Genomic DNA, 12,903 nt, shown 5'->3' with positions numbered 1-12,903 from the left:
AGGGGAATCGTTTGAAAGTCGCTTTAATTGCATCGGATTTAGATGGCACTTTTTTGCGCGATGATCATCAGTTTGATCGCGCTCGGTTTCAAGCGCAATTGAATCAAATCAACGCCAATGGGCAACATTTTGTGGTTGCTAGTGGCAATCAGTTGCAGCATTGTATCGATGTCTTTGACCAGATTGATGGTGAAATGACCTATGTCGCTGAAAACGGGGGCTTAGTCATCGACAAAAATGGGCATGTTTTATATGAAAGTGTGCTGACCCCACCAGTTTTGACCGATTTATTACGGGCTGTTGCGACTGAACCGGCATTGGCCGGTGCTGGAATGTCGTTGTCGGGTAAAAACGGCGCGTACATTCGGCCAGTTGATGATAATGCCTTAATGCGGTATTTCTTGAGTGATATTCATGTGGTGTCTGATTTAACGACCGTTGATGATCACATCTATAAAGCAACGTTTAGTTGGGAAGATCGCGATATTAATGATCAAGCGGTGTTACTCAATACGTTGTTTGCCGGTCGCTTGCGTGCGACGGTTAGCGGTGGTCATGGCTTAGATGTGATCAACCCGAATGTCAACAAAGCAGCGGGCTTAGCTTATTTGCAACAACATTGGCAGATCCCAGCTAGTCAAACAGCGGTATTTGGCGACAATCGTAATGACTTGGAAATGTTGCATGAAGCGGACTACAGCTTTGCGATGCGGAATGCGTCAGCACCGGTTAAGGCGGCAGCAACGTATCAAACGGCTTTAGATAATAATCACGATGGCGTCTTGCAAGAAATTGATCGTTTAATTGATTAAATAACTGAGTTTGGGACAAACTCCCAAACTCTTTTTGCATCTCCGAATGTTTATAGCCGAAACGTGGGACAAAAGGCTGCTCCCTCCGCTTAGCTACGAAAGACGAACGATTGAAAGTACACAATCACTCGTCTTCCTAGGCTATGCTCGGTAGCAAAACGCCTTTTGTCCCACTCTCGTTTTTTTTAGATTTTAGGAACCGAACCCTGCCGCATTTCGCAGCAGTCTGCTAAAATGAATAAGATAACAAAATTGATGTACCTTAATGAATCTTGAGGAGGAATTATATTTTGGCAAATGTAAAAGTAATGGTGGCTGGCTATCACGGTCGGATGGGTAGCACAGCAGCTCAAATGGTGATCGATACACCTGAATTTGATTTAGTAGGGGTCTATGATGCCCGCGGTGCAGATACTAACTTGAGTGAAACCACCCAATTCAAGGATCAAGACGTGCCAGCATTCCACGATTTAGACCAAATCAAAACGGATGCAACGGTATGGATCGACTTTACGATTCCAACGGCCGTTTATGAAAACGCCAAGTTTGCCCTTAATCACGGCATTTCACCAGTCATTGGGACTACTGGGATGACTGATGACCAAGTCGCTGATTTACAAGCACTAGCGAAAACCAAACAAGTTGGGGGCTTAATTGCGCCTAACTTTGGTATCAGTGCGGTCTTGTTAATGCAATTTGCTCAACAAGCGGCTAAATATTTCCCAGATGTTGAAATTATTGAAATGCATCATGATGATAAAATCGATTCACCAAGTGGGACGGCTATCAGTACGGCTAAAAAGATCGCTGAAGTGCGCAAGCCTAAGCCACAAGGCAATCCTGATGCAACTGAAACGTTGCCTGGTGCACGGGGTGCTGAATATGAAGGGATGCGGATTCATGCCGTTCGCTTACCTGGTTTAGTGGCTCATGAAGAAGTGATGTTTGGTGGTCCTGGTGAAGGTTTAACGATTCGCCAAGACTCTTTTGACCGGATCTCATTTATGACGGGGGTCAAAGTTGCGGTTGAAAAGATCAATCAATATCATGAATTAATGGTTGGTTTGGAAAACTTATTATGATCTTAAACGCATTACCAACGGAATTTCAGCAAGCTAAACCGATTATTGACACGATTGAAGCAGCCGGCTATGAGGCTTACTTTGTCGGTGGCAGTGTCCGTGATACGATTTTAGGGAAACCAATTCACGATGTCGATATTGCGACGAGTGCCTTTCCAGCTGAAGTTAAAGGATTGTTTAAACGAACGGTCGATACTGGTATCGAACATGGGACGGTGATGATTTTAGATCACGGTCAAGGTTATGAAACCACGACCTTTCGGACGGAATCTGGCTATCAAGATTTTCGGCGGCCAGATCAAGTCACGTTTGTTCGCTCGTTAAAAGAAGACTTAAAGCGGCGGGATTTTACGATCAATGCTTTAGCAATGCGTGCTGACGGTGAAGTCATTGATTTATTTGATGGCTTAGCTGACTTACAGGCTGGGGTCTTACGCGCGGTCGGTGTGGCGGAAGATCGATTTCATGAAGACGCGTTACGAATGATGCGGGCAGTACGGTTTGCGAGCCAACTAGGGTTTACGATTGAAGCCGATACCCAACAAGCCATCACCGATAATGCGGCGTTATTGACCAAGATCGCCGTTGAACGGACGCGGGTTGAATGGGAAAAGTTGTTAATGGGACAACAACCGGTGCGTGGGTTGCAAGCGTTAGTCGCAACTGACTTATATCGTTATATGCCACAAATGGCGGCACAACACGCAATGTTGACCCAACTGATTGCACTACCAGCTTGGCATTTACCGACGATTGAAAGCACTTGGACGTTGCTAGCGTGGTTAATGAAGTTGCCAGATGGCGCGGCAATTCGCCAGTTACTGAAAGCTTGGAAGACGAGCAATGAGTTGATCGACCATGTCGTGGCGGCCTGGACGGCGTTAAACGCGTTGCAACAACATGGTGAGCTTCAACCCATGGCACTGTTTAAGACCGGCTTAGCCGCGCTCACAACGGCGAATACGGTGGCGACAATCCTTGGCTTTGGTCAACCACAAGCTAAGTTGACGGCGGCTTATACCGCGTTGCCAATCCAAGATAAGCGCGACTTAGCTTTAAATGGTGGCGATTTGATCAAGCAAAAGATCGTCACACCGGGACCGCAAATGGGTCAAATCTTGGCTCAATTATTGACGGCAGTCGTGACTGGTCAAGTGGCTAACGAACCGCAAGCTTTGACTGAGTTAGCACGGATGGTAGCGGATACAAAAAACGATTGATATTTTCTATAAATCTGTTACGATTAAATTGAAACTAATTCAATGAGGTGATCGAAAATGGATAGAGCACTAGAAGCATTAAAGTTTTATTTCCGAAATGGCGATACGTGGGTCGTTAACCATAAGGATATTTCCGACCTTTGGATTGGCCGGGTAACGACTAGTTATGGCCGTATTAAAGGCGGTAAGATGACGGTCATTCACCCTTGCAAATCTTTCAAGGCTGAATTTGAACCAGATGCCGATGCAGTTGATCCAAACACGACTCATTTATCCACAGTTACAAGTGGGATTTTTGAACGGGTAACGCATTACCAAGATATTGAAAAGATTGATATTTTATTTGGCGATGACCGTGGTAGTGAACAAATCTACTTACCATTCAAGGCTAAAGACGTGGATGGATTAGATAATGTTTACCAAAGCAGTTCACTTTCTAGCGATGGCTTATTACATTTAGTTGTTGATGCTGAAAAGACTGTGTTAGATGTTTACGGTGATCAAAAATAAGTGATCGTTTTAAGAGGATGTTGACGCGATGACGTCAGCATTCTTTTTTTATACGACGAAAAGCTTTCCGCCAGTCGCTGGGCGTGGATGTGGTAAGATATAATGTGAATGTAAACAAGTTAAAGGGTGGATAGCAAGTTATGCAAACATTAAGAGCAGAAAATCTGACCCGTACTTACGGTGAGAAAACGTTATTTAACGATATTTCGTTTATTGTAAATGAACACGACCGCATCGGCGTGATTGGCGTCAACGGATCGGGAAAAACGAATTTATTAGACGTTTTGGCAGGAGTTACCGCGCCCGAAGCCGGTGAATTGATTAAACCAAAGAATTATGAAATCGGTTATTTAACGCAACAACCTGCTTTAAACGAAGAATTAACGGTGATCGATGCCGTTTTAGCTGGGAGTCAGCAAGTCTTTCGGACGATTCGTCATTATGAACAGACCTTAGCGGCTTATGCTGAAAAGCCAGAAGATCCAGCGACACAACGGGCTTATAGCGATGCCGAGACTAAGATGAACCAAGAAGATGCTTGGAACGCTGAAAGTGATGTCAAAACGATTTTGACGCAATTACACATCACTGACTTAAACCAAAAAGTTAAAACGTTATCTGGGGGTCAACGCAAACGGGTTGGGTTAGCCCAAGTGTTGATTCAATCACCCGATTTATTATTATTGGATGAACCGACCAACCACTTGGACTTTGATTCGATCGAATGGCTAGAAACATACTTGGCCGCCTACAAGGGTGCCTTGATCGTCGTGACTCATGATCGGTACTTCTTAGATCAAGTTGCCAATCAAATGTTTGAACTCTCATTTGGGGAACTGTATAAATATACGGGTAATTATCAAGATTATGTTCAAGCTAAGGCCGAACGGGTAGCGCGTGATATTACGGCAGAACATAAGCAACAACAGTTGTATAAAAAAGAACTGGCTTGGATGCGTGCGGGGGCTCCGGCACGGAGCACGAAACAACAAGGGCGCATCAATCGCTTTAATGATTTAAAAGGCAATCTGAATACGTTACAAGTTGACCATGATGTTGATATTTCACTGGGACAACAGCGATTGGGTAAGAAAGTCATTGAACTAAAAGCAGCCAATTTGACGTTTGACAGCCAACCGATTTTAACCGACTTTTCGATGCTGATCCAAGCTAATGACCGTATCGGGATCACTGGGTTAAATGGCGCCGGTAAATCAAGTTTATTGAACGTGATTGCTGGTAAACTCCCACTAGATAGTGGGACGGTCACAATTGGTGAGACGGTCAAAATGGCTTATTACACGCAGCAAACTGAACCGATTCCGGGTGACAAACGGATCATCAATTATTTACAAGATGTCGGTGAAACGGTCTTAAATAAACAAGGTGAACATGTTTCCGTGACCGAATTACTAGAAGAATTCCTCTTCCCACGGTCGATGCACGGCACCTTGATTCGCAAGTTATCCGGTGGGGAAAAACGGCGGTTATATTTGTTGAAGTTATTAATGCAACAGCCGAATGTCTTATTACTTGATGAACCAACGAATGATTTAGACATTGGGACGTTGACCGTCTTAGAAAACTATTTGGACAACTTTGTCGGGACTGTCATTACGGTCTCACATGACCGGTATTTCTTGGATAAAGTTGGGACTAAATTATTGATCTTTAATGGTAACGGTCAGATTGAACGTTATGCTGGCCGTTTCTCAAGTTATTTAAAAGACCAAAAAGATGCTGCTAAACCAACGGCCACTAAGCCGCAAGCGAAAGCAAAAGCGCCAGCAGCTGAGGCTGAAACTAAGTCCCAGACCAAAGCAAAGGTTAAGCTGACGTATGCTGAACAACTCGAATATGACAAGATCGAAGGCGTGATTGAAGCGCTCGATACGCATAAAGGTGAGATCGAACAAGCGATGGCTGATAATGCTAGTGATTATGGTAAGTTAGCTGATTTGCAAAAAGAATTGACCAAAACTGAAACTGAAATTGACGAAAAGATGAATCGTTGGGATTATTTAAGTCAATACGCAGAAGCTTAGATTCGGAAAGGAATTTGCCAATGTTAGAAGATAGTTATTTACAATTAGCGCGGGATATTTTAGACCATGGTACCTATAAAGATGATCGGACCGGAACTGGGACGTATAGTCTGTTTGGCTATCAGATGCGCTTTGATCTCGCCAAGGGGTTTCCATTATTAACCACTAAAAAAGTGCCCTTTGGTTTGATTAAGAGTGAATTATTGTGGTTCTTACATGGTGATACCAATATTCAATATTTGCTGCAACATCATAACCATATTTGGGATGAATGGGCGTTTAAAAACTGGGTCAATAGCGCTGATTACACGGGCCCAGATATGACCAACTTTGAACATCGACGCTTAGATGATCCTGATTTTAAGCCCGTCTATCAAGCTCAGATGCAAGCGTTTGACGACCAAGTCTTAAATGACGATGCGTTTGCGGCTAAGTTTGGCAATTTAGGGGATGTTTACGGGGCGCAATGGCGTCATTGGCAAACGCGTCAAGGTGATACCATTGACCAAATTGCTAATGTCATTGACATGATTAAAAAGACGCCCGATTCACGGCGATTGATCGTGTCAGCATGGAATCCTGAAGATGTGCCCAGTATGGCCTTACCACCATGTCACACGTTATTTCAATTTTATGTGGCGGATGGTAAGTTGAGCTGTCAATTGTATCAACGGTCTGGTGATGTCTTTTTAGGTGTGCCGTTCAATATTGCCAGCTATGCGTTACTGACTCATTTGATTGCCCAAGAAACGGGCTTACAAGTCGGTGAATTCGTGCATACGCTTGGGGATGCCCATATTTATACGAACCATATCGAGCAAATCAAAACACAATTGACCCGGCAACCTAAGCCAGCCCCACAATTAGTTTTAAGTGGTGCCCATCAAAGTATTTTCGATTATCAAATGAGCGATATTAAATTGACAGGGTATGAGCCAGCCCCAGCGATTAAAGCGCCGGTGGCCATTTAGGGGGATTGCAATGATTGCGTTAATTTGGGCACAGGATCAAAACGGTTTGATTGGTGCGAATGGCCAATTACCATGGCATCTTTCTGCTGACTTAAAACGTTTCAAACGGTTGACGTTAAATCATCCGGTGGTCATGGGACGCAAAACATTTGCCGGTTTTAAGCGGCCATTGCCACATCGTCAAAATATTGTGTTGTCCCGTCAAACCCAACTCGCGTTGCCAACTGATGTGCAACACTGGACGAGTCTAGCTGAATTAACGGCTTATACAACCGCGCATCCGGATGAGGTGGTATTTGTCATTGGCGGTGCGCAAGTGTTTGCCGCGGTATTGCCGTACGCAGATCGTTTGTATCGCACACAAATCAACGGGACGTTTACCGGTGACACTTGGATGCCGGCAATCGACTATTCCGAATGGCAATTAACGGCGCAAACGCCAGGGGTCAGTGATGCCGACCCAGCAGTAACCTATAGTTTTGATGACTTTACTCGCCGAAAAATCGGGAAGTAACAGTGAAACTAAAGCACTTTTCTGCTATACTGAAAGCATTAATTTATTGTAAGGGTTAGGTAAACTTTACAAGATAAGAAAGCGTGGCAAAGTATGACGAAAATCAAGATTGTGACCGATTCTTCGGCTAATTTAACCGATGCCGAGGTTCAAAAATACGATATTACCGTGATTCCGTTGTCCGTCATGATCGATGGCACAATTTATATTGAAGATGAAACGATTACGCGTGATGAATTCATTGAAAAGATGGCCAGCGCGAAGTCGTTACCAAAAACGAGTCAACCTGCATTGGGTACGTTTATTGAAACTTTTGACAAGCTCGGTGCCGATGGGTCAAGTGTGGTTTGCATCAACATGCTTGAAGCGATCTCCGGGACAGTGCACACGGCTGAACAAGCCGCTTCGATTACGAAAACGGACGTGACCGTGATCGATGCACGGACAACTGATCGGGCAATGGCCTTTCAAGTGGTGACGGCGGCAAAGTTGGCCCAAGCTGGTGCCGATAAAGACGCAGTTGTCGCTGCGGTTCATGACACACAAGCCCATACCAAATTGTTTATGGGTGTGATGACCTTAAATAACTTAGTTGCTGGCGGCCGCATCAGTCGTTTAACTGGGGCAATCAGTACATTACTCAACGTCAAAATCGCCTTAGAAGTTGATGATGGGACCCTTGATGTGAAGATGAAGGGTCGCGGGGTCAAAGCGATTAATAAATTCTTTGATAAAATTATTGAAGATATCATTCAAACGCCTAACGTGGTTGAGGTTGCTATTTCACACGTTGGTGCCACTGAACGTGTAGAAGCGTATAAGGAACGCCTACAAGCGGCTTTGCCAAGCTTGAAGGTCAGTGTTCAACCAACCGTGCCGATTATTGCGACCCATGGTGGTCCCGGCGCCTTTGCCGTGGAATATCATACACAAGCACAATAATTCAAAAAGGGGTTCGGGCGCGGTTGCGACCGCCCCTTTTTAATATCAAGGTTAAATTATGAGAAAGGTTGTGCAAATGGCATGCATAAACTATGGGAAACCGTTAAAGTAGTGGTAATTGTGGCGATTATCGCTGGCGGGGTCTATTGGGGGCTCAATCATGTGCTCCATCCAAGTACGACAAGTCGCGAGACCACAAGTTCTAAAACAACGAGTACAGCGAAAAAAACTGCCCATAAAAGTAAAGTGAGTTTGGTGGCGGTTGGAGATTCGTTAACTGAAGGCGTCGGTGATGAAGCTGAAGGTGGCTATGTCGGTCAAATTAAAGACTTGCTGACTAAGAAACAAAATTTGAAAGTGACAACGACGAATGCCGGTAAATCTGGTGATCGGAGTGACCAAATTTTAGCCCGCATCAATAAGTCAAAAGCCTTACAACGTAAAATTGCCGCGGCCGATGTTTTGACGGTGACCGTTGGCGGTAATGATTTATTGCAAACTTTGGAAGGCGCTATTACGTCGAACAATACAGCTAAGAACAATAGTACCGTTGCCAAGGCTCAAACGACATATGCAGCTAAGTTGACGAAACTATTCGATAAGTTACGGCAATTAAATCCGAAGGCCTCACTATTTGTCTTTAGTATTTATAACCCGATTTTTGTCAATTTCCCTAATGTCACGGCGATTACCAAGTACGTGAGTCAGTGGAATGACCAGACGCAAACGACGCTTAGTCATTATCAACGGGCTTACTTCATGGACATCAACACCGTGATGTCGCATGGTCAATATAAGACCGCTGCTCAAATCGCCAAGTTGAAAAAAGAATCAGATAGTACGTCACTAACGAATTTAACCAATACGAGTCAAATTACAGCGGCCGTGGCGGCTAAGTCTAAAGACAATGACTTGATTTCAAATAGTGATAACTTCCATCCTAATAAACGGGGCTATCATATTTTCAGTCACAAGCTCTATCAAACAATGATGGCACATGATAATTGGCTCTTAAAAAAATAAAGGGGATTGCTAAATGCGTGAACAACAGCGTCAACAAAAGGCGGCAAAAGCTACCACGAAACCAAAACAACCGCAGGGCCCCTTAAATATTTGGAAATGGATCGCAATTGTTTTGATTGCGTTAATCTTAGGCCTTGGGGTGTATGTCGGGAGCCAAGTCTTCCGGTCACCAAGTGAAACCACGACAGTGACGAGTAGTAGTTCAAACGATGCCGCAAGTGTGCCGATTACCATGAATCGGCAACAGTTAAATGCGTTAGCATCATATTACTTAAATGACTTCCAAAAAGGACAATCATTGAAGTACCGGTTTGTCGTCCGTTCGGATGCGGCTTACTTACTAGGGACGACCAAAGTCTTAGGTCAAAATGTGTCGTTTGTCATTACGTTGCAACCAAGCGTAATCTCAAATGGGAATATCTCATTGAAGGCGACACGCTTATCAGTCGGGACAATGTCGATTCCAATTAGCTTTGTGATCAATTACATCAACAATAACTACAAGATTCCAAAGTGGGTCACTTTAAATGCGAAGACAAAGACGGTCAACTTGTATTTGAACAAGATCGTCGGCAAACATGAAATGCGGTATAGCGTGAATAAACTAGATTTGAAGAACAACAAGTTCAGTTTTGAAATGCATATTCCAAAGAGTAGTAGTAATTAACGGATAAAGTGAGGGGTGTAGATGCATAAAACGTTTTATCAATATTTGATGACCCAACGCAATCCTGATAGTACTGAATCAGTCGCCGAATTTGCGAATAATGCCTTTTTCGACCAAGCTTTTCCGAAGCAAAGTCAGGATTTTGATGAGGTGTCACAATATTTAGAATTAAATGCTGGTTACTTGCCATCCATGACGATTTTTGACGATGCTTGGCAACAATATTTGGCCAGTGAAGCTTAGGCTAATTTAGCGAGGAAAGAGGATTTTGACGGATGCCAGAAGAACCAACGGACAAAGCAACAACACCAACCGATGAATCGGCAAAACAAGCTGATCCGAATGTGAATCCCCATTTGAAGAAGCAACGGCCAAAACGCCGTGTGGGGTTATGGACGTACATCATTTCGATCATCGTCGCCTTAGGAATTGGTATCGGGGGCACGTATTGGGTCTTAGGCCGCGCAGTGACGCAACAAATCAGTAGTATGCAACAAACGAGCACGGCGATGAAGAAGATTCAATCCGTCTATGCCACGATTAGTGAGAACTATTATAAGCCGGTCAATGCCAACAAGTTGGCAAATGGCGCCATCAATGGGATGGTCAATTCATTAGGCGATAAGTTCTCTGAATATATGGATAAGAGTGAAACCGAAAGTTTGAATGATACGATCGACAGTTCCTTCTCAGGGATTGGCGCGCAAGTTCAAAAGTCCGGGAATTACATTCAGATCATCTCACCAATCGCTGGGACGCCGGCTAAAAAAGCTGGTTTAAAGCCAAAGGATATTATCAAAAAGGTCAATGGTAAATCAATTGCTGGTAAGACCTTGACGCAAGCAGTCAATCTGATGCGCGGCAAAGTTGGCACGACGGTCGAACTAGAAGTTGAACGCGCTGGTAAGACCTTTACGGTAACGTTAAAACGGGCCAAGATTCCGGTCACAACGGTTAATTATAAAATGGTCGGTGGTAAGAAGAAGATTGGTTATATCACGGTTTCAACGTTCTCGACTAATACCGCTAAAGAATTCAAGACCGCTTTAAAAGCCTTGGATAAAAAAGGCGCTAAAAAGCTGATTATTGATATGCGTGGTAATCCTGGTGGTTTGATGACCGCAGCTTTGAAGATGGCGTCAATGTTCTTGAAGAATGGTAAGACCATCATGCAAGTACAGACGCGTGGTTCTCAAGCTGAAAAGTATGTCGCCGGTAAGAAGTATGATGGTGGCTATAAAGTGACGACGCCAACGACGGTCTTAATTGATGGTGGGAGTGCGTCAGCTGCTGAAATCTTCTCAGCGGCCTTGCATCAATCAGCGGGCATTAAGTTGATCGGGTCACAATCCTATGGGAAAGGGACCGTCCAAACGGTCACGTCCTTTAGTGATAAGACTGAAATGAAGATCACCGTTGCCAAATGGTTAACGCCAAATGGGACTTGGATCAACAAGAAGGGCTTGACACCAACGGTTAAGGCCAGTGAACCAAGTTATGCTAGCTTAACTGCTTTGAGCAAAACGAGTGATTTAAAAGCTGGTAAGGTTAATACTGATGTGAAGACGTTGCAACAGTACTTGAAAGCGTTAGGTTACTTTAAAGGCAGTGCCAATGGTTACTTTGGCAGTACTACAACGAGTGCCGTTAAAGCGTATCAAAAGCATGCGAAGTTAACGGCCAATGGTCGAGTTAACAAGCAGACCTTAGCGAAGATTGAAACGCAATTAGCACAAAAAATTAGTGATAATGACAATGCTTATAACACGGCATTGAAACTTGCTGAAAAGTAAGCGTGAGAAAGTCTGGAATTTCGGTTCCAGGCTTTTTTATTTTTAGTCGTTGAAAGCGCTTTTGCTTAGCCATATTATCTAAGTATGGATGTAATTGACTCATCTATGTGATTTTATATCTAGGGGGAATACTGATATGGATGATAGTGAAGAAAAGGTTAGAAAGTGGTTACTGTCTTTTGATGGGGACAAGGAAGATGGTAGGGATGCACCTTGGGAGTATGATTTCAAAAAAAGTTTGGTAAAAGAAGATGAGAATAAAAACAAATCACATTTATGGTTGGAACTTGCTTATAGGTATACGAATGAACTTAAAAATGAAGATTGTGATAAAGTGGTCTTTCCAATATATCATGTTTTAGGATGGCAAAATGATAAGGGCGATAATGTTCGTGGTGATACGATGAATTCATTTATGACTTCGTTTACATCGATGATTTCAATTAGAGGTGTTTTTGGGCAAAGAAATAAAGAGATTTGGGAAACAAGGTTTAACGGCGTTCCTGACTTAAAAAAAGCAATAAGTGCGTGGTTGAAAATGATGATACTGCTAAAATAAAAAACTTTCTTACCGCTAATGATGACCTCTATGAAAAAATGGAGAAATTTGCACAACTTACCCATGCTATTGGCAATTTTACGGTGATGCCTGTTTGGATGAATCAGGGTAGAGGCATGAGTGGACGAATTAAAGATTATTGGGATTTGACATTAAGAGATTCTCAAAAGTTCCTAACTTCATTTGATCAAGGGGATGAAGTTTGGAATAAAATGATTGAAAAATACAAGTTACAACCCTTTATTGATGAGAAGCATGAAGTTAAGGAGCTATGGTCGGGGCATTTTGACGCTGGAAGAGTTATGCCTCAAACATTGGCGCAAGTTGCTGACTTTTATGATAATGCTAACTTATTAATTGTTACTAGAGGAAAACTAATAACTAAACAACTTTGCGAAAATTTAAACCTAACTGATTTAAGCTTTTACAAAGAGTTAGTTGATAATACCCATCTACTTAGCGATGCCACGACAAGGTACCGGGGAAAAGCCAACCGTTTTTACGTCATTTAAAGTCAAAAAAGCTTATTTTACGCCAATATCGGTGCAAAATAAGCTATAGCATTAGGATTATTATGATAAGTTTTAACCAATCTAAGTGCCACCTTGACTGACCTAATAACGATTAGCAGCGATAACAACTTAAAAAAACTTTATGAAAACACCCAACTGATTTTGCAAAATCAATTGGCTCTATGATATTTGGTGTTGATGGATAAAATCCATCGACGCCTTTTTTGTAAAACAAACTAAAAAGGGCATACTG

At 43.1% G+C, this 12,903-nt stretch carries 14 protein-coding genes; all 14 read left to right on the top strand.

Going from position 1 to position 12,903, the window contains the following annotated elements; translation table 11 throughout:
* The first annotated feature begins 11 nt into the window (after positions 1-11).
* The 14 genes from FFM75_RS03695 to FFM75_RS03630 all read left to right on the top strand — a co-directional run bounded on the left by FFM75_RS03695 (position 12) and on the right by FFM75_RS03630 (position 12,650).
* Entirely contained in the window at positions 12-812 is an 801-nt protein-coding gene (locus FFM75_RS03695; protein WP_137627851.1) for a Cof-type HAD-IIB family hydrolase, read from the top strand.
* A 308-nt stretch (positions 813-1,120) separates the two neighbouring features.
* The gene (gene dapB, locus FFM75_RS03690) at positions 1,121-1,894 is read left to right on the top strand and encodes a 4-hydroxy-tetrahydrodipicolinate reductase (protein ID WP_137627969.1); all 774 of its coding nucleotides are present in this window, start codon (positions 1,121-1,123) and stop codon (positions 1,892-1,894) included.
* Positions 1,891-3,114 carry a CCA tRNA nucleotidyltransferase gene (locus FFM75_RS03685; RefSeq protein ID WP_137627850.1) on the top strand — a complete coding sequence of 408 codons (1,224 nt, stop codon included), beginning with the start codon at positions 1,891-1,893 and terminating at the stop codon, positions 3,112-3,114. The genes dapB and FFM75_RS03685 overlap by 4 nt, the downstream gene beginning before the upstream one ends.
* A 57-nt stretch (positions 3,115-3,171) precedes the next feature.
* The gene (locus tag FFM75_RS03680) at positions 3,172-3,624 is read left to right on the top strand and encodes a hypothetical protein (RefSeq protein WP_137627849.1); all 453 of its coding nucleotides are present in this window, start codon (positions 3,172-3,174) and stop codon (positions 3,622-3,624) included.
* Between the two features lie 140 nt (positions 3,625-3,764).
* The gene (locus FFM75_RS03675) at positions 3,765-5,669 is read left to right on the top strand and encodes an ABC-F family ATP-binding cassette domain-containing protein (RefSeq protein WP_137627848.1); all 1,905 of its coding nucleotides are present in this window, start codon (positions 3,765-3,767) and stop codon (positions 5,667-5,669) included.
* 20 nt (positions 5,670-5,689) lie between these two features.
* Positions 5,690-6,640 (top strand): thymidylate synthase, encoded by a 951-nt coding sequence (locus FFM75_RS03670; protein WP_137627847.1) that lies wholly within the window; start codon positions 5,690-5,692, stop codon positions 6,638-6,640.
* A 10-nt stretch (positions 6,641-6,650) separates the two neighbouring features.
* A complete protein-coding gene (locus FFM75_RS03665) occupies positions 6,651-7,154 on the top strand; it encodes a dihydrofolate reductase (protein ID WP_137627846.1) in 504 nt (167 codons plus the stop codon).
* Positions 7,155-7,247: 93 nt separating this feature from the next.
* Positions 7,248-8,096, top strand: a complete 849-nt coding sequence (locus FFM75_RS03660) for a DegV family protein (protein WP_137627845.1) — start codon at positions 7,248-7,250, stop codon at positions 8,094-8,096.
* A gap of 81 nt (positions 8,097-8,177) precedes the next feature.
* Positions 8,178-9,119 (top strand): SGNH/GDSL hydrolase family protein, encoded by a 942-nt coding sequence (locus tag FFM75_RS03655; RefSeq protein WP_137627844.1) that lies wholly within the window; start codon positions 8,178-8,180, stop codon positions 9,117-9,119.
* Between the two features lie 13 nt (positions 9,120-9,132).
* Complete coding sequence (locus FFM75_RS03650) at positions 9,133-9,786, top strand: YpmS family protein (RefSeq protein WP_137627843.1); 654 nt, start codon at positions 9,133-9,135, stop codon at positions 9,784-9,786.
* A gap of 21 nt (positions 9,787-9,807) precedes the next feature.
* Positions 9,808-10,029, top strand: a complete 222-nt coding sequence (locus FFM75_RS03645; RefSeq protein ID WP_137627842.1) for a YozE family protein — start codon at positions 9,808-9,810, stop codon at positions 10,027-10,029.
* Between the two features lie 32 nt (positions 10,030-10,061).
* Positions 10,062-11,579 (top strand): S41 family peptidase, encoded by a 1,518-nt coding sequence (locus FFM75_RS03640; RefSeq protein WP_137627841.1) that lies wholly within the window; start codon positions 10,062-10,064, stop codon positions 11,577-11,579.
* A 136-nt stretch (positions 11,580-11,715) separates the two neighbouring features.
* The gene (locus FFM75_RS03635) at positions 11,716-12,138 is read left to right on the top strand and encodes a hypothetical protein (protein ID WP_137627840.1); all 423 of its coding nucleotides are present in this window, start codon (positions 11,716-11,718) and stop codon (positions 12,136-12,138) included.
* Positions 12,108-12,650: a hypothetical protein gene (locus FFM75_RS03630; protein WP_137627839.1), complete on the top strand. Its 543-nt coding sequence runs from the start codon at positions 12,108-12,110 to the stop codon at positions 12,648-12,650. The genes FFM75_RS03635 and FFM75_RS03630 overlap by 31 nt, the downstream gene beginning before the upstream one ends.
* Positions 12,651-12,903: the final 253 nt, after the last annotated feature.

Source organism: Lactiplantibacillus daowaiensis (genome assembly GCF_005405085.1).
Classification (GTDB): Bacteria; Bacillota; Bacilli; order Lactobacillales; family Lactobacillaceae; genus Lactiplantibacillus; species Lactiplantibacillus daowaiensis.
Note: the sequence above shows the minus strand (reverse complement) of the source record. Positions and strands in the feature narration are given on the sequence as shown.